The sequence below is a fragment of the Leisingera sp. F5 genome, from assembly GCF_001593695.1.
Map to the genome: position 1 here is coordinate 1 of NZ_LUKH01000030.1, position 20,991 is coordinate 20,991.

Below are 20,991 nucleotides of genomic sequence, written 5' to 3' on the forward strand. Positions count from 1 at the left end.
CGCAACATACTGGCCGTCACCTCGCCGCAGGGTGCGAAAAACCGTTACATCCGATCCGAAATAGGCATGCCATCGGTAGTGAACGCGACAAATCTGCCCGACATGGGCAGAATGAACGGGAACTGGCATTGACGAGGAAAAACGCGCTTTTGCCGGCCACGGCGAAGGTGGCCGCGCTTGGGGCCGCATCGCTTGGCTCATCGCTACGGCGAAGATCAATGGCGTCGGGCCCTTCGCCTCCCTCAAGGCAATCCTCGAAGCCATCGCTGCCGGTCACCCAGCCAGCCGGGTCGACGAGCTACTCCCCTGGAACTTCCAGCCGTCAAGCTGATTCAGGGTGACGTGCAAACACTGCTTACAACGGGGACGCGCCGCTGGCGCAGATTGCCGTGGAAAGTGCGAGGCTCTGCCTCGCGCTCCGGGATATTTCGGGCCAGAAGAATTTTGGCCAGTAGAATGATGGATCCAGTCTTCTTTCTGGTCAAAAATACTCCGGGGGAGGCCCGGAAGGGCCGGGGGCAGAGCCCCCTTTACCTCTCTGCAGTAACCCGGACACCGTGCCGCCTGTCAGTCAGCACGGCGGGGCGGCTGGATCGGCACGACGCTGCCCGGCTGCGGATCAGACCCGTCCGGCGGGCTTTGCAATTGCGCTGACAGTTCCGGCAGCAATTCGAACAGCTCGCCGCGCAGCCGACCCAGATGCGACTTGGCAATGCTTTCCTCTATGTCCACATCGCGGGTCCATTGGCGCAGCTCATGCATGACGATCTGGGCATCCTCCAGCCGCGCCTTAAAGGTCTCCAGCTCCTCTTGCCGCTGCTGCAGGAACAGCCGGGCGCGGGCCACCTTGGCGTCAGAGTAGGTCTCTGCCAGCTCGTGGCTGACCTGGCTCATCTGCGACGCCACTTCCAGCACCTGCGGTTCCAGCCCGGCCAGATCGGGGTGGGCGCGCAGAAAGGCGAGCCGCTCCTTCACCGCGTCAAACTCGGACGCCAGGGTAAAGACCCCGGCACGGTCGGCAGCATGGGCAAGCTGATAGGCTTGCAGCACATCCTCCATCTGCAGGGAAAACCGCCGGTGCGAGGTTTCCAGTGCCAGGATGCGCCCGTTGGCAGGCAGGAAAAAGGCGAGCATCACCGCCAGCGCCGTCAGGGTGATTTGCGCGGCCATCCCGGCCTGCGGGTGGATATCAGCGCCAACCCCGGCTTGCAGGCTGAGCCAGGGCCAGATGCCCGTGGCCGACAGCCCGGTGGCCGCCAGCGCCGCCAGCGCGCCAAAGCAGATCAGCAGGAACGTCAGCCGCATGAATGCGGTCTGGGCAGTGAACAGGATCGATTGAACGCCGGACATAGGTCCCCCTCCAGCAGCAATGCAACAGATGCGGGGCCGGCGGGCTGCGGGGGACACCCGTCAACCGGGCGCAGCGTGCCGGACCCCTGCGATACAGGTGTTCGGCCCTACGAAATGGAGCGGTTCAGCGCCGGATCAAGCTTTCAGACCGGTGTTTTGCCAATCTTTGCAGTGCGTTCAGTGAGCATCCCCAGCACCAGCGAGGCCAGGATGCATGCCGTGAACAGATACAGGCCCCAGGCGGTTTCGATGGTGGCAAGGCCGATCCCTTTGGCCAGCGTGATGTAGAGCGCGATCAGGAAAACATCGGCCATCGCCAGTTTGCCCAGCACATGCAGGACCGGCTGCACCCTTGTATCCAGCAGGTCCCATTGCACCAGCGCCAGGCCGATGGTTTTGAAGTAGGGCGCAAAAATCGCAAAAAATGTCACGATCAGCGCCAGCGCTGCGTCACTGCCCCATAAGGATTGCAGCCCCGTAAGCACCGAGATTTCGCTGAGGCCGAAAATGGGCAGCAGCCCTGCCCGCATCAAGGGCGCAAACCAGGCGACGGGGTAGAGGATCAGCAGCGACAGGTTGAGAAGGCGGAGGGTCATGGCGGCTCGTTTTTGTTGGTCCGCCAAGACTTGTGCGTTCTGTGCCGGTAATGGAAGGGGAAAACGGCGGCAGCCAATACCAGCCGGGCCGCCTGAGGCCCGGCCAGCGCCCGTCCGCCCCCTCGGGCGGGCGCTTCGCTTCCGCCCGCGGACGTGCACTGGCCTTGTGCTGGATGCCGTTGAAGGCCTGAACTCGCCTAAACCTAGCTTTCTTCCGAGGGTCCGGGGGACTCTGGCTTGGGAAGAGCCTTCGGGGGAGCAGGGAGTTGTAGTGGTTCTTCGCGCTTTGAGTTGAACACGCCGGCAATTTTTTCGAAGGCCTCGACCAACGGGCTGGCTTTTTTCCCAAACTTACCCATAGCATCGCCTACTTCCACCAGACCTGCCAAAGCTCTGTCCATGTCGCTTTGAACTTTGTGGATTTCAGACTGAAGAACTTCCAATCGCGCGAGTAAACGTTGCTTGTGTTGATCGTCAAGGAACGTAGAGGAACCGATTGTCTTGCGAGTTTTGTCGATCAGTGATTGGATTTTCTCAATGTCGCTTTCGTCTAGTTTGACAAGAGAGCCGCTGCGGGTTTTTTCCACACGAAATTTGGTTGCAAACGCTCGATGCTGTGCGCGGTAAGTATTATAGCGGCCCAAGAGAGATTTTATCGAATCGACATCATCTTTAATGTCGCGAGGTAGCGTAAGCTGACAGCCTGTATAATTTGAAAGGGCAGACAGTTCGGCGAACAAGTCAATGACTTCACCGACCCTCTCTAGTGCAAGAGCCTCGCCATTGAATTGCCGCGAGAAGAGTTCTGATTTTACAGCATCTAATCTGCCTATACAGTCTTCGATTTCTTCTAAGATCTGTTCTTCTGTCATAAAATTCTCCGTTCAATGCTCACCGCACCGCCTCGATCGGCCCCTCCGCGCGGCCGTGGATGAACTGCTCCATGTAGGGGTCGCCCGACTGATCCATCTCAGCCACCGGGCCGGTCCACTGGATCACCCCGCCGTGCAGCATCGCTACGTTGTCGGCAATCGCCCGGACCGAGGTCATATCGTGGGTGATGGTCATCGCAGTTGCGCCCATCTCCACCACGATCTCGCGGATCAGATCGTTGATGACGCCGGACATGATCGGGTCCAATCCGGTGGTCGGCTCATCGAAAAAGATGATCTCCGGCTCGGCAGCAATCGCGCGGGCAAGGCCCACCCGTTTCTGCATCCCGCCGGACAATTCGGCGGGCAGGCGGTCGGCGACGTCTGATTTCAGCCCCACCCGGCGCAGTTTTTCAATGGCGATTTCGCGGGCTTCCTCAGCCGGGCGTTTCAGCGCGCCGCGCAGCAGTCGGAAGGCCACATTCTGCCAGACCGGCAGCGAGTCAAACAGCGCACCGCCCTGAAACAGCATGCCAAAGCGCGCCAGAAACTTGTCGCGGTCGCCCGACCCGGACGGCCTGCCATCGACATAGATCTCGCCGCTGTCAGGTTGGATCAGCCCCAGCACGCTTTTCAGCGCCACCGATTTTCCGGTGCCGGACCCGCCGATGATCACCATCGAGGTGCCCTTGGCGATCTCCAGGTTCATGCCGTTCAGCACGGCATTGTCGCCAAAGGATTTGCGGACGTTTTCCATGCGGATCATAGCGAGAAGAACACCCCTGTGAGGACAAAGTTGGCGGCCAGGATCAGGACGGCTGCGGATTCCACCGACCCTTTGGTGGCGCGGCCCACACCCTGGGCGCCGCGGCCCGATTGCATGCCGTAATAGCAGCCCATCATCGCCGCGATGGTGCCAAAGGCAGCCCCCTTGGTCAGCGAGGAGATAATGTCGAGCGGCTCCAGGAAGTCGACCGTGTTCTTGAGGTAGGCCGCGGAGTTGAAGCCAAGGTTCTGCACCGCAACCGTATAGCCGCCCATGATGCCGATGATGTCGCCCACACCGACCAGCACTGGCACGGTGATCAGCGCCGCCAGCACCCGCGGCGCCACCAGGTATTTCATTGGATGGGTGGAGAGCGTGACCAGAGCGTCGATCTGCTCTGTCACCTTCATGGTGGCGATCTCGGCGGCAATCGACGAGGTTACACGCGCCGCGATCATCAGTCCGACCAGCACCGGGCCCAGTTCGCGCACCATGCCGATGGCGACGATCTGCGGCACCACGGCCTCGGCATTAAAGCGCGCCCCGCCGGCATAGATCTGCAGCGCCAGCGCGCCGCCGGTGAAGATTGCGGTCAGCCCCACGACGGGCAGCGACAGCCAGCCGATGTTCAACAGGGCTTGCAGGAATTCACGCGGGTAATAGGGCGGGCGGACCATATGGCTGAACGCCCGCAGTGCAAACAGCGCCGCGCGGCCAACTGCAGCCAGCCCGGCCAAAGCGGTGCGGCCCAGCCGGGCCAGAAAGGCAATCGGGTTCATCCCTGGTATGTCCGTGCATAGCGGTGGCCGGTGGAGGTGAGGATCTCATAGCCGATGGTGCCCGCCGCATCGGCCAGGGAGTCCACGGTCTGCTGCTCGTTGAGGATCGCCAGCGCATCCGGCACCTCAGCCAGGTCCGTGACGTCCACAGTGATCAGATCCATCGAGACCCGGCCGACCACGGGGCAGGGGGTTTTCCCGGCGAAAACCCGAATGCCGCCATTGCCCATCGCCCGGTGCAAACCATCGGCATAACCTGCGGCCACGGTGGCAATGCGGCTGGGGCGCTTAGCGGTCCAGGTGTTGCCATACCCGGCGGTCTCGCCCGGTTCCAGGTCGCGCAGCTGAATGACCGGCAGGTCCAGCTGCACCACCGGCAGCGCGTCCGTGAACGGCAGCCCCCCGTACAGCCCGACACCGGGGCGGCAGAGGTCAAAGTGGTAATCGGGGCCCAGCAGCATGCCGCCCGTCGCGGCCAGCGAGCGGGGGGTTTCCAGCCCGTCGGTCATCTCGCGGAAGCTGCGCAGCTGCCGGGCGTTCATCTCGTGGCCCGGCTCATCGGCGCAGGCCAGATGCGACATCAGCAGAACCGGGTTCTGGCCCAGGGCGATCTCGGCCACCGCGGCCCATTCGCCATGCTCCATCCCCAGCCGGTTCATGCCGCTGTCCAGCTGCACCCCGAACGGGTGGCCCGGCAGCGTTTCAAAGTGGCGCAGCATCTGGTCCAGCGAGTTCAGCATCGGCGTCAGCTGGAAGTCTTTCAGCAGTTTGGTGTCGCCCTCCATATGGCCGGAAAACACCGAAATTCCGGGGCCGGGGCCAAGCGCGCGGCGCAGCGCGCCGCCTTCTTCGGCAGCCGCCACAAAGAAATTGCGCGCACCTGCTTTGGCCAGCGCCTTGCCGACGCGGCCTGCATCCAGGCCATACCCGTTCGCCTTGACCACGGCTGCGGTTTCGCAGGTGGTCAGCGCATCCAGATTCCGCCAGTTGGTGACCAGCGCATCCAGGTTGATTGTCAATCTTGCCGTGCTCATGCGGTGTTCATGACACGGGGAACCCGCAGGTCAAGGGGGAAAACCGCAATGCCAGCAGTGCTCCGCCGTCATAGAGCAAATAAGCCCGGTCCAGCGGGGGGCGCTGAACCGGGCCGGTGCCGGGGCACTGACGATCATGTGACCGGCCGGGCCTTGGCACTGTAACCTGAACTTTGGCCGCAAATGGCCAGGGTCAGTAGTCCTCCTGTCCCTGCTGCCACGCCTTGGCAAGGTTGCCGAAGCGGGTGAATTGCGCCTCGAACGACAGCTCCACCGTGCCGATGGGGCCGTGACGCTGCTTGCCGACGATGACTTCGGCCTTGGCGTGCAGCCGTTCCATCGCCTGCTTCCACTCTTCCATCTTGTCCAGCTCGTGGTCGCCGGGCTTTTCCCGTTCCTTGTAGTATTCTTCGCGGAACACGAACATCACCACGTCGGCGTCCTGTTCGATCGAGCCTGATTCCCGCAGGTCCGACAGCTGGGGGCGTTTATCGTCGCGGTTTTCCACCTGGCGCGACAGCTGCGACAGTGCGATCACCGGAATGTTCAATTCCTTGGCAATCGCCTTCATCCCCATCGAGATTTCGGCAATCTCGTTCACCCGGTTTTCGGCCATGCCGCGGCAGAGCTGCAGATAGTCGATCACCAGAAGGTCCAGCCCATGCGTCCGTTTCAGGCGGCGCGCCCGTGCGGCGAGCTGCGAAATCGGAATTGCGGGCGTGTCGTCAATGAACAGCGGGCAGCTTTCCAGATCCTTGGCCGCCTGCACAAAGCGGCGGAACTCGCCTTCGGTCATGTCGCCCTGACGGATCTTATGCGAGGAAATTTCCGACGCTTCCGCCAGAATACGCCCCGCCAGCTGCTCAGCACTCATCTCGAGCGAGAAGAAGCCCACAACACCGCCGTCCAGCGCGCCCTCAGAGCCATCGGGTTTCACCCCGCGTTTGTATGCCTTGGCGACGTTAAAGGCGATGTTGGTCGCCAGCGACGTCTTCCCCATAGAGGGGCGGCCCGCGAGGATCAGAAGGTCCGAGGGATGCAGGCCGCCAAGTTGCTTGTCGAGGTCCATCAGGCCCGTCGAGATGCCGGCCATGCCGCCACCCCGCTGATACGCCTCGTTGGTCACATTAACCGCTTCTGTGACGGCTTTCAGGAACGACTTGAAACCGCTTTCCGTCTGGCCCTGCTCGGCCAGCTGATACAGCGATTGTTCTGCCTCAACTATCTGCTCTTTTGGTTCCGACGCCACGTCCACGCGGCGCGCCTTTTCGGCAATGCTCTGGCCCAGGGCAATCAGCTCACGCCGGATCGCCAGGTCGTAGATCATCTGCGCATAGTCGCGCACCGCAAAGGCCGAGATCGACGCGCCTGCCAGCTTGGCCAGATAGGCCGGGCCGCCCAGCTCCTTCAGCCCCTCGTGGTCCTCCAGAAACGCCTTCAGCGTCACCGGCGAGGCCAGCGCGTTCTTGGAGATCCGCGCCGCGGCCACTTCGTAGATCCGGGCATGCACCGGATCATAGAAATGCGACGAGTCGATGATCAGCGCGATCTTGTCGTAGACCTCGTTGTTGGTCAGGATCGCGCCCAGCAGTTGCTGTTCGGCCTCCACCGAATGCGGCAGCTCATTGTCCGGCATCGCAGATTGCGGTGCGGCAGGTTCCGGCAGCGGGGCCGGAGGCGGCATATCGCCGTCGAAAGGGGTAATCTCGTTCATCACTGCTCTCGTCACTAAGCCCGCCTTATAGGGCGCAAAGGGCGTTTCTCCTATCTGGGAATCTCTGTGGATCCCTTGTGGATATCCGCACGGGGCCTGTGGGCTGTTTACCGGAAAGGCCAGCAAGCCTGCCCTATGCAGACTACATGATGTGGCTCGATCTGGGAAGATTTCTATATCTGCACGCTGTTCGGCGCCGGAAATTGATTCGAGGCGGCCTTGTCCACAGGCCGCCCCGTAGCGCTTTCCCTAACGTTAAGCGGATTTATGCGCGTCCTGCCAGGCGCGCGGATCCTTCAGGAAGGTTTCCACCTCATCCAGTGTTTCGGTGCTGAAGGAACCCTGCGCACGGGCCTCGGCCAGCACGTCCCACCAGGTGCACAGGTAATGCAGCTCCACCCCGTGGTCGCCCAGCGTCTTGGTGGTTTCCGGGAAGATGTCGTAGTAAAAGATCACCGCAGTGTGGCCGCAGGAGGCGCCGGTTTCGCGGATCGCATCGACAAACGACAATTTCGAGCCGCCATCGGTGGTCAGATCCTCGACCAGCAGCACCCGCTCGCCTTCGCTCATCGCGCCCTCAATGCGGGCGTTCTTGCCGTAACCTTTGGGCTTTTTGCGCACATAGGTCATCGGCAGCGCCATCCGCTCAGCCACCAGCGCGGCAAAGGGAATGCCTGCGGTTTCGCCGCCGGCAATATTGTCGAACGCCTCGAAGCCTGCGTTGCGCATCACAGTGACAGTCATGAAGTCCATCAGCGTCGAACGGATGCGCGGAAAGGAGATCAGCTTGCGGCAGTCGATATAGCTGGGCGAGGGCAGTCCGGAGGCCAGCGTATAGGGCGTCTCGGTGTTAAAGTTCACCGCGCCGATTTCCAGCAGCATCCGGGCCGACAGGCGGGCGATTTCTTCGGGGGACGGATAGGACGAGGGGATCATGGCGGCAGGCATCCTTTGCGGCAGCGGTTTTGCTGTCCTTAAACCGGAACGCCGCCGGTTTGAAGCCCTGGAAGATGCAATGCCGGGCGCAGTCCGGCACACCGCGGGCCCGCCGCCGGGCCCGCGGCAAGGTCAGGTGATCAGAACAGGAAATCGTTGCCCGACAGATCGCCGATACCGATCCCGTCCAGGGTGATCGTATTGCCGCTGCCGTCGCTGATCACCGCGTCGCCGTTGCTGTTCTCGGACAGGTGATTGTTCTTCAGATCGCGGAAGGAGGTGATTTCGCCGATGCTTTTCAGATCAACTTTCTCCCGGCGTCCGGAGGTCTGAAAATCGGTGATGGTATCATCGCCGAACCTGCCCTTGAAAACAAACCGGTCCGCGCCGGCGCCGCCGGTCAGCATGTCGTCGCCGCTGCCGCCGTCCAGCGTATCGCGCCCGCTGCCGCCGATCAGCCGGTCATTCTGCCTGCCGCCAATCAGCTCGTCACGGCCGCCGCCGCCAACCAGCTTGTCGCGGCCGCTGCCGCCCTCCAGCGTGTCGTTGCCGCCTGCACCCTTCAGCGTGTCATTGCCGCCAAGGCCGGACAGCGCATCTGCATCCGCGCCGCCGCTGAGCAGATCATCCCCGCTGCTGCCGGTGGGGGAGCCGCTGCCGTCGATCTCCACCCCGGGAAGCGCGGCCCAGGCAATCGGCGTGTTCTGGGCCAAGTCGCCTGTCGCCGGGATGCCGGTCCAGTGATGCACATAGGAGTGGTAGTCACTTAGGCTGTTCATTACCGGCAAGGGCGTGCCACCCAGCTCCACGGTGTACATCGTGTAATTGGAGCCATCCGTATGGTCAAAGCTGGTAAATTCCCAGACGGTAGTTTATTTGCCCTGCCAGGACACCTGCCCAAGGAGACCGATAATTTCAGAATCGGTGAAATCGACACCATCGACCACAAAGCTGTCATAGCTTGCATACAGATCCACCAACGGGAGGTCGTCGTTGTAAATTTCGGTAATCGAATAGGAGAATGCCGGGCTGTCCGTCACGATTGTGATTTCAACGTCTTTTTTGAATCCGACATCGTAGTCTGTTTGAGCGTTAATTGTGACCGCCGACGCCTTAAGTGTATAAGTTGCCATTTTCTTTATCTCGCAGGAGTAGTTTAATGATACCCTACCGGCATTTCGCGTGAGGGCGCTGAAATTATTATTGTTTTCCGGATATTTGGCAATGCGTCGGTTTCTGTGAATGTCGCGCAATCAGAGTGTTGACTTCCGGTTCAGACCGCCGGGGACCGGTTTTCGGGAGCGGCTGCGCGGCCGATTTGACGCTTTTGCAATGCTGGGTAGATATCCGGTTTGCCAAAACTCCAACACGCATGAAGAGATCAATGGTTTGCATGACGCTTTTGGCGCAGCCGGGTCCACGGGCGGACTGCTGGCAGGACCGGAAGGCGTGGAAAATATCAGCTGGGTAAACGGCGTATTAAACCCCTGGCGCTGGCACATGGGAGCCGCAGCTGCATCGGGGTCCAGGTAATGCGGCAAAAGCCGCCATGCACCGGCTTGGGCGGCCCTGCCATTCAGAATGGCCCGGGCGCGGAATGAAACGCGCCCGGGGCGGGTTTGTCAAAAGATGAAATCGTTGCCGGACAGGTCGCTGATCGCAACGTCTTCCAGGGTGATTGTATTGCCCCGTTTGTCGCTGATCACCGCATCGCCGTCATCATTTTCGGACAGGTGGTTGTTCTTCAGATCGCGGAAGTGCTTGATGGTGCCGACATCAGAGAGGTCGATTTTTTCTTTGCGCCCGGCAGTCGAGAAATCAGACACGGTGTCATCGCCAAAGTTGCCTTTGAAAATGAACCGGTCTGCACCGCCTTCGCCGGACAACAGATCGTTGCCGCCGTCACCATTGATCCTGTCCCGGCCGCTGCCGCCATAGACCGTGTCGTTACCGCCCTTGCCGGACAGGGTGTCATTGCCGCCCAGCCCCATCAGGCGGTTGCCGGTGCCGCTGCCGGTAATCTTGTCGCTGCTCTCAGTGCCGCGCGCATTTTCGATGCTTTTCAGCGTGTCGCGGTCGCCGAACCCGTCAATGGCAAAGCCCTTGGACAGGTTGACAGTTGCCCCGTCCTCGCCGCCATAGCGTTCGTCGCGGTCATAGCGGACCTCATCGCGGCCCTTGCCGCCCTTTATGGTGTCGTTGCCTTCGATCCCGCGGAAGGTGTTGTTTTTTCCATTGCCGCTCAGGCTGTCATCATGGGCCGAGCCGCGCAGGGCTTCGATGCTTTTCAGGGTGTCGGTTCTGCCCCAGCCGTCGGTTGCCTTTCCCGTGCCAAGATGCGCAGTCACCCCATTGGGGTCCCAGGTATAGGCAACCTGGTCGAAGCTGCCTTTGCCGCCATTATAGGTATCGCGCCCGTCGGAGCTGGAGAAATAGTCGTCTCCCTTGCCGCCGTTGTAGGTATCGCGGCCGGGGGTGCCCCAGAACTCGTCGTCCTGGCTTGTGGTTGCGCCGTCGATTGACGACCAGGCGATGTTCTGGCCGGGCCCGACGGCGCCGTTGGGGTCCGACAGTCCGGTGATCGAGTTGTCGAAAGCCGTCCAATCGGACAGGCTGCTGATATCCGGTATCTGCGGCCCGTCGATGACAAAATAGAATTCGGTGTCGCTGTTTCCGCCGGTTTCAAAGGCGAGGATCAGCACCGTGCTGGTGCCGCCGGACCAGGTCACGCGCGTGATTTGGGTTTCTTCCGACACAACCGGGAACCCCGGAGCGTCGAGATTCTGGCCGTCCGCGATGACCTGCTGGATATCGTCGGACACATTGATGATCGCCACGCCATCCTCATCATGGCCGGCGATCGAATAGGAGAATGTCGACGACGCAGAGGAAACGATAATCGATGCGTCGATCTCCTTGGCGGCTACCGCATCGCCGTTTTCGTAATCAACCCGAAGCCCATTGAACGTAAATGTTGTCATACCCTTGCCCTTCACCGGAAAGTCGCCAGCGCAAATTGCTGGCAGGAACTATTGGCCCAGTAATTGAGTGGGCAGGCTGATTCCGGGCAAGGGCAAGGGGAGAGGGCGTAAAGGATTGCTTAACAGGTGTTGCTATTCTGCACGCCAGTGAACATCGAACCCCGGATCAAACACCGTCACCGGACCGTCTCCGGTTTCGATCTTCTCCGGGAATTCCACAGCCGTAACCGATTTGCTTATGCTCAGCGTTTCTTCACTCACCGGCAGGCCATAGAACGCCGGACCGTTTTCCGAGGCGAAACCCGCCAGCTTGTCCAGCGCGTCCTCTTCCTCGAATACATGCGCCAGAAGAGGCATGGTATTAGTGGCGGTGAAACAGCCGGCGCAGCCGCAGGCGCTTTCCTTGTTCGGATCGGTATGCGGCGCGGAATCGGTGCCCAGGAAGAACCGCGTATCGCCCGAGGTTGCAGCAGCACGCAACGCCTGCCGGTGCTCTTCGCGTTTGGCCACCGGCAGGCAGTAGTAATGCGGCTTGATGCCGCCCACCAGAATGTGGTTGCGGTTGATGATCAGGTGGTGGGTGGTGATCGTCGCGCCCAGGTCCTTGTCCTGGCTCGCCACATAGTCGGCGGCGTTTTTGGTGGTGATATGCTCCATCACCACCCGCAGGCCGGGGGTGGACTGGCGGATCGGGTCCAGCACCCGGTCAATGAATACCGCCTCGCGGTCGAAGATGTCGATATCGTGGTCGGTCACTTCGCCATGGGTGCACAGCGGCAGGCCGATCTCTGCCATCTTTTCCAGCACGCCGCGGACGTTGTTGAAGTCGCTGACACCCGAAGCCGAGTTGGTGGTCGCCCCCGCCGGATACAGCTTCACCGCCTTGATCAGTCCGCTGGCATGGGCGGCAGCGACATCTTCCGGATCGGTGGCCTCTGTCAGGTACAGCGTCATCAGCGGCTCGAACGCCATGCCCTCAGGCAGCGCGGCCAGAATGCGCTCGCGGTAGGCGGCGGCCTGATCCCCGGTCACCACCGGCGGCACCAGGTTCGGCATGATGATTGCGCGGCCGAAATGGCGGGCGGTTTCGGGCAGAACGGCCTTCAGCATCGCGCCGTCGCGCAGATGCAGATGCCAGTCGTCGGGGCGGGGGATGGTCAGCGTCTCGGTCATGAGGCCCGCGTTAGCACATGCCGGCTTGGAAAAGAAGCGGCGGAATGCGCCGCTCAGTGTTTGGCAGGAAAGGTGAATTCGCCGTCTTCGGCGCGTTTTTCCAATTTCTGCAGGCGGCGGCGGAACCGCGGCGCCCGCATCCGCTCGGTCACATTGCGGCACAACAGCGCCATCAGAAGCGGGCGGTCCTGCCGTTCCAGGCTTTTCAGCAGGTTGCGCAAGAAGAACGAGTTGTTGCGGCGGCTGCGCAGCAGCTTGTGAAAGGCGCCGCCGGTCAGCTTGCGGCTGCCGGCCAGCGACAGGATGTGATAGAGCATCTCCATCTCGATCAGCCGGGTCTGCACCGCATCGCCCAGATGCGGCACCCGCAGCCGCGTGACGTTCTTGCGTGCAAAAAGCGCGGCATGCATCGCATCCAGCCGTTCCCGGGGGTCATAGATCACATAGGCCTGATCGGCGGCGTCCAGCATGTCAGGCGCATAGCCGTAACGGTTGGTGAAGGACAGACGCCGCATATCGGCAAACCGGTCGTCCCATTCGGTCATCCGCGGGTCCAGCGTCGCCTGCGGCTGCACCGCCACCACCACGGCACCGGGCGAAGCCACGGAATAGGCCGCCGCCGCATAGCCGCAGGGGCCTGCGCCGTAAAAGATCACTTTGTCGAACTCGTCGAAAAACCCGTCGTCGATCAACTGGTCAAAGAAACCGTAGATGCGGCCTTCGCGGAACCAGGTGTCGCCGTCCGACACCACGCACATATGCGACCAGCCCAGGTTCTTCACCAGGTCAAACCCCAATGGCTGCGCCTGATCCGACAGATTGTGGATGCCCTGCATGGTCTCAAAGGTCACCAAAAGGGTGTTGCCCTGGTCGATAAAAGTGGCGAAATGCTTGTCGCCAAGCGGCTGGTACATGCCATGCTCTTCGGCCAAGGCCGCCATCCGGGCCTTCCACTGGGCCGGCTTCAGCCCGGAAAGGTCTTCATCCAGATTTTCAAGTCCGTCCTGCATGCCTGCTGTCCTCTTTGCCCCCAAAGGGTCCCTGCCTGCTGTTCGGATTTACATTTAGGTGACAATTAAGGCCAAAATTGGAAAAACCCATGCCTGAATGAGGCGGCGGGCGGTTCTTTCGGCGGCCTTTTGCCAGGGTGCGATGGGGCCTCAGCTGCTGTCTTCCAGCGGCTGCTGTCCGGCCTGGCCCGGGATGGCAAAACCGCGCAGCAGTTCGGCTGCAGCCGGGCTTACCGGGCGGGCAGGGGGCGTCATCAGCAGCCGCGCAAACAACGCCCGGCAGGGCTCCTGTGTCATCAGCCCGGCAAATCGGGCATGGCGCCAGGCCACCGCTCCGCTGTGCAGCCGGGCCAGGTCCGGATCCTCCATCAGCCCGGCCCGAACGCCCGCGCAGGCAGTACCGTACCGGGCAATGGAGGTATCTTCGGCGCTGCAGTAATTCCGTTCAACCCAGTAATCCATGCCCAGCTCCGCCTGCCGGTTGACCCTTCCGCGGTCAGCCTTCAGCACATAGCTCTCCATCGCTCCCAGCGGGTAGTGATTCAGCTGCGCCAGCCGCCCGTTGGGCCGGCCGTAATCGGAAAACAGCCGCTTAGTCTTGAATGCCTTGCCCAGCTCGCGGCCTTCGCAGTCATACCAGCGGAAACTGTCCAGCTGCGCCGTGCTGCGGATGTCGCGGGGCCGGTGAACACCGCATTTACGGTAAGTGCCGTCATTGCGGTACAGCGTCTTGAACATCACCGCCCGCCACGGCCAGTGAATGACCTCCGGCGCGCAGCGGGTGAACTGTCCGGTCACCGGCGCATCTTCGAACCGCACGATGCCGGCATTGCCGAACAGCCGCCAGGTCAGCGTCACCGCATCCGCCTCCGGCAGCGCCGCCAGCAGATCCGCCACAGTGCCACCGCCGGTCTTGATGCAGACAAATTCGTCGATATCCAGCACCAGCACCCAATCGGCCTGTTTCATCAGCGGATGCCTGTCGGCTTGCTTCAGCGCAGTGAACTGAATGCCGCCCTTGTCATAGGGACCCTCGTTGCGCTGGTGGGTCAGCTGCCCCATCTCCTGCAGGCGGTCCAGCATCTGATCGGTGCCGTCCTGGCAATCATTTGAAAATACCAGGAAATCGGTGAAACCCGCAGCCCGGTGATGGGCCAGCCACTCAAGCAGAAATGCGCCCTCATTGCGCACGCAGAGGATTGCCAGAACCCGCATGCCTATGCACCCGCCCGGGCAGGATGGCGCAGCTTAGGCTGGTTGTATGACGCGCTGTGCATGGCTGGCTTCTCTGTCTCTCTGCCCCCGCAGGTTGCGGGGGTGCTGGCGGCAGTTTTACCCGGCAGGTCCGGTTATACAACCGCTGCCGTCAGCCGCAGCCGTCCCGTCAGCCGCAGCGTCGCAGCAGCACACGGCTTGACCGATGCCGCGCCGCATGGCCTGTTGGCCGGGAAAAGGAGGCCACCCATGCAGCAGGCGCAATCCATCGATCAGGTTCAGACCATGCTCTCGGACCAGGGCTACGTCTGCGGCAGGTCCTTGGCCACCGTGGTGTTCCTGTCGCTGAAACTGGGCCGCCCGCTGTTTCTGGAGGGCGAGGCCGGCACCGGCAAGACCGAGATTGCCAAGGCCCTGGCCGCCAGCCTCGGCCGCCGCCTGATCCGGCTGCAATGCTACGAGGGTCTGGATGCCGCCAGCGCCGTCTATGAATGGAACTTCGCCGCCCAGATGGTCGCCATCCGCACCGCCGAGGCCGCAGGCAGCGCCGAACGCGCCGCCCTGCAGGCGGAACTGTTCTCGGCTGACTACCTCATAGAACGGCCGCTGTTGCAGGCGATGCGCCCGGATGAACACGGCGCGCCCGTCCTGCTGATTGATGAACTCGACCGTACCGACGAACCGTTTGAGGCTTTCCTGCTGGAAGCGCTCAGCGATTTCCAGGTCACCATCCCCGAGCTTGGCACCATCCGGGCGCCGGAACCGCCGATCGTCATCCTCACCTCCAACCGCACCCGCGAGGTGCACGACGCCCTGAAACGCCGCTGCCTTTATCACTGGGTCGACTACCCGGATTTCACCCGTGAGGTTGAAATCCTGAACGCCCGCGCACCGGAAGCCAGCGCACAGCTCAGCCGCGAGATCGTCGCCTTCGTGCAATCCTTGCGCACCGAGGATCTGTTCAAGAAACCGGGCGTCGCCGAAACCATCGACTGGGCCAACTGCCTCTTGGCGCTCGACGTCATTGCCCTCAGCCCCGAGGTGATCGCCGACACCCTCGGCGCCATCCTGAAATACCAGGACGACATCGCCCGCCTGCACGGCTCCGAAGCCAAACGTATCCTCGACCAGGCCAAGGCAGGCCTGGACGCCGCCTGATGTTTCATCTTTTCGGAAATACTCTGGGGGTATGGGGGCCAAGCCCCCATGAAGCGCCCTAGTGCCTGACACCCCGCCGCTCACCCTGCCGGACCACCCCAAGCTGGTCCAGAACCTCACCCATTTCGCCCGCGCCCTGCGCAAGGCCGGCCTGCCGGTCGGGCCAGGCCGGGTGCTGGATGCGGTGCAGGCGGTGGCCGCCGCGGGCTTCACCAGCCGGACGGATTTCTACTGGTCCCTGCAGGCCTGTTTTGTCACCAAGCCGGAACAGCGGGTGGTCTTTGCCCAGGTCTTCCGCCTGTTCTGGCGCGACCCCCGGTATCTGGAACATATGATGGCCGCGATGCTGCCGGCCATCCGCGGCGTGCAGGAGGACCGCGCCGCCAAACCCGCCGAAAAACGCGCGGCGCAGGCGCTGCTGGACGGCATGCAAGAGCAGCCTGAAGGGCCGGAGGGCGATGAGGGCGGCACCGAGGTCGAGGTGGACTCCACGCTCACCATATCGGCCGAAGAACGGCTCAGAACCCTCGATTTCGAACAGATGAGCACGGCAGAGGCTGCCGCCGCCAAACGCATCCTTGCGCAACTGACCCTGCCGGTAACACCGATCCAGTCGCGCCGCCTGACGGCCTCAGTGCAGGGGACACGCCCCGACTGGCGCCGCACCCTGCGCAAGGCGGCGCGGCAGGGCGGCGACCTGCAAACCATGGCGCGCGCCAAGCGCCGCATCCGCTGGCCCAATCTGGTGGTGCTCTGCGATATCTCCGGCTCGATGAGCCAGTACAGCCGCATCATCCTGCATTTCCTGCACGCCGCCGCCAACGCCAAGGGTCAGGGCTGGGCCAGGGTGCATGGTTTCACCTTCGGCACCCGCCTGACGAATATCACCCGCCATCTGCATCAGCGCGACGTGGACGCGGCCCTGGCCGCCGCGGGCGCCGAGGCGCAGGACTGGGAGGGCGGCACGCGGATCGGCGACTGCCTGCACGCCTTCAACCGCGACTGGTCGCGCCGTGTCATGGGGCAGGGGGCGGTGGTGCTCTTGATCACCGACGGGCTGGATCGCGGCGACCCGGACGCGCTAGCGCGTGAGATGCAGCGGCTGCAGCTGTCATCGCGCCGCCTGATCTGGCTCAACCCCTTGCTGCGCTGGGACGGCTTTGCCCCCAGGGCCCAGGGTATCCGCGCGATGCTGCCCTATACCGACAGCTTCCGCGCAGGCCATTCCATCGCCTCGCTGCAGGATCTGGCGCAGGTGATCTCCAGCCCCTCGGATGCGGGTGAGAAAGCCCGGCTGATGGCGATGCTCGGCTAACAAATTCATATAATGGAATGCAAGTTGATCTGAATCAAACCGCTTCCGTGTGTTTTATTACATTCTGAAATCAGAATGTAACGTGCGAAAGGAGCTGACATGTCTCTCAATTGGAAAGCCGGAGGCCTCTTGCTGGGGCTGGTGTTTTTCCTGGCGGTGCTGCTGGTCAAACCCATCGGGGTCTCGACGCAATTTGTGATCCTGGACGGCATCATCGCGGACGCGGTGAACCCTGACCTGGTGACGCGGACTGTCGAAGGCACCACCTCCACCAACGCTTATCTGGCGAAATCGGACGGTAAATATGCCAAGGCCGTCGCCAGCCCGCTCAATTACAGCTTTGTCTTTGTGCTGGCGATGGCGCTGGGCGGTTTGCTGTCGGCCAAGCTGCGCGGCGGGATCCCGCAGGCAGACCGCAGTGTGCCCGCCCTGTGGCGCGCCAACTTCGGCGGCTGCCAGGTGAAACGCTACGCTGCGGCTTTCTTGGGCGGATTCATCGTGCTTTATGGCGCCCGCCTCGCAGGCGGCTGCACTTCGGGGCACATGATGTCCGGCATGATGCAGACCGCGCTCTCCGGCTACATCTTCGCCGCCGGAGCCTTTGCCGCTGCCATCCCCGTCTCACTGCTGCTGTTCAAAAAGGAGGCCTGAGCCATGACAACCATCCTATTGGCAACTGTGATCGGCACAGCCTTTGGCGCGGTGCTGGACCGGATCGGGGCCTCCAACCCCAGCTATATCGGCAAGATGCTGAACCTCACCAATCTGAACCTGGCCAAGGCCATCCTGCTGGCAATCGGCACCGGCTCGGTGCTGATGTTCGGCGGCCAGATGGCGGGGCTGGTCGATGTCGGCCACATGTCGGTCAAGGCGGCCTATGCCGGCGTCTTCATCGGCGGGCTGATGCTGGGCGCGGGCTGGGCGCTGGCGGGCTATTGCCCCGGCACCGGCGTGGTCGCCGCTGCTTCGGGCCGCAAGGACGCGCTGTTCTTCATCGCGGGCGGGCTTTTGGGCGCTGCCGCCTATATGGTGACTTATCCGGCGTGGAAGGCCAGCGGCCTGTTGGACAGCCTCGCGGGCGGGAAGGTCACCCTCGGCATCGTTCCGGGCGCAAAATACGAAGGGCTGATGGCGCTGCCCGGCGATCTGCTGGGGATCATTCTGGGTCTTGGGTTTATCGCCTTGGCCTTTGCCCTGCCAGAACGGCTGGTGCCGCAAAAGGTTTCACCGCAACCAGCGGAGTAACCGCCCCTCGTGCAAGATCCAGGCGCCCGCCCGTTCCGGCGGGCGTTTTCTGTTTGGGGCCGCAACTTCTTGCTTGAAACCAAGGCGGTGAACCCCGACCTTTGAGGTTCAAAGCCGGGCAAACCGGTGGGGAGGACGCCGCATGCAAACCGCAAGCCCATTTGAAAACGCGCCTGAGACTGCCTTGGAATGGCACCGTGCCGGTACAGGCGCGGCACTGGCCACGGTTGTGCAGACCTGGGGCTCGGCGCCGCGCCGCACCGGTTCGCAATTGGTGGTCTCGGGGGGCGGACGTATCGAAGGTTCTGTCTCCGGCGGCTGCGTCGAGGGCGCCGTGGTGGCCGAAGCACTTGATGCACTTCAGGACGGCAATCACCGGCTGCTGGAATACGGCGTCAGCGACGCGGACGCCTTTGCCGTCGGCCTCGCCTGCGGCGGCACTATCAAGGTGCTGGTGGAACCCATCGGCGCCGCCTTGCCCGTGGACCTGCTGGAGGAACTGGTGCAGGCCCGCGCCGACCGCACACCCGTGTCCTATGAGGTGAACCTCACCACCGGCGCCCGCCGTCTGGCGCGCGGCGAATTCCCTGAGCGGATGCGCATGGACCGCGCGGGGCTGGAGGACGACGGCGAGACATTTGTGGCCGTCCACAACCCGCCCTTGCGGCTGGTCTGTGTCGGCGCGGTCCACATCACCCAGGCGCTGGTGCCGATGGCGCGGACTGCCGGCTACGACCCGGTGATCATCGACCCCCGCGCGGCCTTCGCCTCGACTGAGCGTTTTCCCGGCGAGACGCTGATGGATGACTGGCCGGACGAGGCGGTGGAGAAGCTTGGCCTCGACAGCCGCACCGCCGTGGTGCTGCTGACCCATGACCCGAAACTGGACGACCCGGCGCTGCAGGCGGCCCTGAAGGCTGATGTGTTCTACATCGGCGCGCTGGGATCGAAGAAAACACAAGTCGCCCGGATGGCGCGGATGCGGGGTGCCGGTTTCACCGAAGACCTGATCAGCCGCATCCACGGCCCCATCGGCCTGGATATCGGCGCCGCAGGACCGGCGGAAATCGCCGTATCCATCCTCGCAGAAATGACCGCCGTTTTGCGCGGCAAACAGCCATGAGGTTCGGCCCCGTTCCCCTGAAGGATGCCGAGGGCGCCATCCTTGCGCATTCACTGCAGGGCGCCAGCTGCAAGGTCGCCAAAGGCACGGTGCTGAGGGCTGATGACCTGCAAGACCTCGCCGCTGCCGGTCACACAGACCTCACCGTGGCCCGGCTGGATCCTGCCGATATCCACGAGGATGCGGCGGCAGCGGCGCTGGCGAACGCGCTGGTACCCGACCCGTCCGCGCAGGGCATCCGTATCTCGGGTGCCGGCACCGGCCGGGTTAACCTCTATGCCGCTGGCGCCGGGCTGGTGCGGCTGGACCGGGCCAGGCTGGAGGCAGTCAACGCAGCCGATCCGATGATCACTGTTGCAACCGTGCCGGATTATCACCGGGCGGACGCAGACGGAATGCTGGCCACGATCAAGATCATCTCCTATGGCGTCGCCGCCGATGCCATCCGCCGCGCCAGCGAAGACGCAGGGGATGCAATCCGGGTGCTGCCGCCGGTGTTCTCCTCTGCCACGCTGATTGAAACGCAGGTGCGTGAAGAGACGCCACCGGACAAAGGCCGCGCCGCGATGGCGGGCCGCCTGCACCGGATGGGCATCCCCCTGTCGCCGCGCGTTGTGGTGCCGCACCGCGAGGACGTGCTGGCAGAGGCCATCACCCGGGCACCGGGACAGCTGGTGCTGGTGCTGACCGGCTCGGCGACCTCAGACACCCACGATGTGGCGCCTGAGGCTTTGCGCAAGGCGGGCGGCAGTGTCACCCGATTCGGAATGCCTGTCGATCCCGGCAACCTGTTGTTTCTGGGCACCTTTCAGAACAGGCCGGTCATTGGCCTGCCGGGCTGTGCGCGTTCACCGGCCCTGAACGGTGCCGACTGGGTGCTGGAGCGGGTGATTTGCGGCCTGCCCGTAACCGCATCTGATATCGCAGCGATGGGTGTTGGCGGGCTGCTGAAGGAGATTCCCACCCGGCCGATGCCGCGCCGCGATGCAGAAGGCTGAATGCGGCGCTGCGGCACATGATTTGTGACGCAAGGTCACAACCATAGGCAGGCCCGTCTGACGCGAATTTTACCGCCGGCACCGCCCTGAAAACACTTCGCGGATGGCCCCGCCCGTGGTTAACTCCCCTCAGCCAGACAAAAACAAGCTAAAGGGAGGGTACTATGGCCAAGGTCTCAATGACCGTGAACGGCAAGGCTGCCAGCGGCAAGGTTGAAGGGCGCACGCTGCTGTCATCATTCCTGCGCGAGGCGCTGGGGCTCACCGGCACCCATGTGGGGTGCGACACCAGCCAGTGCGGCGCCTGCGTTGTGCATGTGGACGGCCAGGCGGTGAAGGCCTGCACCATGCTGGCGCTGGAAGCCGAAGGCGCCGAAGTCGCCACCATCGAGGGGCAGGCCAACACCGACGGCTCGCTGAACACAATCCAGCAGGCGTTCCAGGACCACCACGGGCTGCAATGCGGTTTCTGCACGCCGGGCATGGTGATGTCGGCGGCAGCACTTCTGCAGGACAACCCCAAACCCACTGAGGCTGAAATCCGCGACTATCTGGAAGGCAACCTGTGCCGCTGCACCGGCTACCACAATATCGTCAAGGCGATCATGGCGGCCTCAGGCCAGGATGTTTCCTCCATCGCGGCGGAATGACCGGACGACCCCAGGCCGGATCCGGCCTGAGCTGAACAAGGAGTGACTGACAAAGAGGTGCGCCGCCCAAGGCAGC

21 protein-coding genes and 1 pseudogene are annotated in these 20,991 nt (G+C 62.8%); 8 read left to right on the forward strand and 14 right to left on the reverse strand.

The window, feature by feature from the left end; genetic code table 11:
* Positions 1-196: 196 nt before the first annotated feature.
* Positions 197-331: pseudogene (locus A2I95_RS18245) on the forward strand (transposase domain-containing protein); the annotation flags it as partial.
* A 236-nt stretch (positions 332-567) separates the two neighbouring features.
* Here A2I95_RS18245 and A2I95_RS18250 read toward each other — a convergent pair.
* The 14 genes from A2I95_RS18250 to A2I95_RS18315 form a co-directional block, all read right to left on the reverse strand.
* Positions 568-1,350, reverse strand: coding sequence for a DNA repair protein (locus A2I95_RS18250; RefSeq protein ID WP_291731884.1), 783 nt, complete (start codon positions 1,348-1,350; stop codon positions 568-570).
* 143 nt (positions 1,351-1,493) lie between these two features.
* Positions 1,494-1,946, reverse strand: a complete 453-nt coding sequence (locus tag A2I95_RS18255; protein WP_291731885.1) for a paraquat-inducible protein A — start codon at positions 1,944-1,946, stop codon at positions 1,494-1,496.
* 203 nt (positions 1,947-2,149) lie between these two features.
* Entirely contained in the window at positions 2,150-2,818 is a 669-nt protein-coding gene (locus A2I95_RS18260) for a hypothetical protein (RefSeq protein ID WP_291731887.1), read from the reverse strand.
* A gap of 19 nt (positions 2,819-2,837) precedes the next feature.
* On the reverse strand, positions 2,838-3,584 hold the full coding sequence (locus A2I95_RS18265; protein WP_291731888.1) for an ABC transporter ATP-binding protein: 747 nt from the start codon (positions 3,582-3,584) through the stop codon (positions 2,838-2,840).
* Entirely contained in the window at positions 3,581-4,363 is a 783-nt protein-coding gene (locus A2I95_RS18270) for an ABC transporter permease (protein ID WP_291731889.1), read from the reverse strand. The genes A2I95_RS18265 and A2I95_RS18270 overlap by 4 nt, the downstream gene beginning before the upstream one ends.
* A complete protein-coding gene (gene alr / locus A2I95_RS18275; protein WP_291731890.1) occupies positions 4,360-5,397 on the reverse strand; it encodes an alanine racemase in 1,038 nt (345 codons plus the stop codon). Before alr ends, A2I95_RS18270 begins: the two co-directional genes overlap by 4 nt.
* A 193-nt stretch (positions 5,398-5,590) precedes the next feature.
* Complete coding sequence (locus tag A2I95_RS18280) at positions 5,591-7,111, reverse strand: replicative DNA helicase (protein WP_291731891.1); 1,521 nt, start codon at positions 7,109-7,111, stop codon at positions 5,591-5,593.
* 255 nt (positions 7,112-7,366) lie between these two features.
* Positions 7,367-8,047 carry an orotate phosphoribosyltransferase gene (locus tag A2I95_RS18285; RefSeq protein ID WP_291731892.1) on the reverse strand — a complete coding sequence of 227 codons (681 nt, stop codon included), beginning with the start codon at positions 8,045-8,047 and terminating at the stop codon, positions 7,367-7,369.
* A 140-nt stretch (positions 8,048-8,187) separates the two neighbouring features.
* On the reverse strand, positions 8,188-8,865 hold the full coding sequence (locus A2I95_RS18290; RefSeq protein ID WP_291731894.1) for a calcium-binding protein: 678 nt from the start codon (positions 8,863-8,865) through the stop codon (positions 8,188-8,190).
* Positions 8,866-8,919: 54 nt separating this feature from the next.
* The gene (locus A2I95_RS18295; RefSeq protein ID WP_291731896.1) at positions 8,920-9,300 is read right to left on the reverse strand and encodes a hypothetical protein; all 381 of its coding nucleotides are present in this window, start codon (positions 9,298-9,300) and stop codon (positions 8,920-8,922) included.
* 369 nt (positions 9,301-9,669) lie between these two features.
* Positions 9,670-11,028 carry a calcium-binding protein gene (locus tag A2I95_RS18300; protein WP_291731898.1) on the reverse strand — a complete coding sequence of 453 codons (1,359 nt, stop codon included), beginning with the start codon at positions 11,026-11,028 and terminating at the stop codon, positions 9,670-9,672.
* 132 nt (positions 11,029-11,160) lie between these two features.
* Positions 11,161-12,201: a dihydroorotase gene (gene pyrC / locus A2I95_RS18305; RefSeq protein ID WP_291731900.1), complete on the reverse strand. Its 1,041-nt coding sequence runs from the start codon at positions 12,199-12,201 to the stop codon at positions 11,161-11,163.
* A 53-nt stretch (positions 12,202-12,254) separates the two neighbouring features.
* On the reverse strand, positions 12,255-13,211 hold the full coding sequence (locus tag A2I95_RS18310) for a phosphoadenosine phosphosulfate reductase (protein ID WP_291731902.1): 957 nt from the start codon (positions 13,209-13,211) through the stop codon (positions 12,255-12,257).
* 150 nt (positions 13,212-13,361) lie between these two features.
* Complete coding sequence (locus tag A2I95_RS18315) at positions 13,362-14,426, reverse strand: glycosyltransferase family 2 protein (protein WP_291731904.1); 1,065 nt, start codon at positions 14,424-14,426, stop codon at positions 13,362-13,364.
* A 249-nt stretch (positions 14,427-14,675) separates the two neighbouring features.
* Between A2I95_RS18315 and A2I95_RS18320 the strand changes: the two genes are divergently transcribed.
* The 7 genes from A2I95_RS18320 to A2I95_RS18350 all read left to right on the forward strand — a co-directional run bounded on the left by A2I95_RS18320 (position 14,676) and on the right by A2I95_RS18350 (position 20,915).
* Positions 14,676-15,584 (forward strand): MoxR family ATPase, encoded by a 909-nt coding sequence (locus A2I95_RS18320; protein WP_291731906.1) that lies wholly within the window; start codon positions 14,676-14,678, stop codon positions 15,582-15,584.
* 61 nt (positions 15,585-15,645) lie between these two features.
* Positions 15,646-16,899, forward strand: a complete 1,254-nt coding sequence (locus tag A2I95_RS18325) for a VWA domain-containing protein (RefSeq protein WP_291731908.1) — start codon at positions 15,646-15,648, stop codon at positions 16,897-16,899.
* 99 nt (positions 16,900-16,998) lie between these two features.
* Positions 16,999-17,550, forward strand: a complete 552-nt coding sequence (locus tag A2I95_RS18330; RefSeq protein WP_291731910.1) for a YeeE/YedE thiosulfate transporter family protein — start codon at positions 16,999-17,001, stop codon at positions 17,548-17,550.
* Positions 17,551-17,553: 3 nt separating this feature from the next.
* A complete protein-coding gene (locus A2I95_RS18335) occupies positions 17,554-18,144 on the forward strand; it encodes a DUF6691 family protein (RefSeq protein WP_291731912.1) in 591 nt (196 codons plus the stop codon).
* Positions 18,145-18,286: 142 nt separating this feature from the next.
* Entirely contained in the window at positions 18,287-19,267 is a 981-nt protein-coding gene (locus A2I95_RS18340) for an XdhC family protein (protein ID WP_291731914.1), read from the forward strand.
* Positions 19,264-20,265, forward strand: a complete 1,002-nt coding sequence (locus A2I95_RS18345; protein ID WP_291731916.1) for a molybdopterin-binding protein — start codon at positions 19,264-19,266, stop codon at positions 20,263-20,265. Before A2I95_RS18340 ends, A2I95_RS18345 begins: the two co-directional genes overlap by 4 nt.
* Positions 20,266-20,429: 164 nt before the next feature.
* Positions 20,430-20,915 carry a (2Fe-2S)-binding protein gene (locus A2I95_RS18350; protein ID WP_291731917.1) on the forward strand — a complete coding sequence of 162 codons (486 nt, stop codon included), beginning with the start codon at positions 20,430-20,432 and terminating at the stop codon, positions 20,913-20,915.
* Positions 20,916-20,991 lie beyond the last annotated feature (76 nt).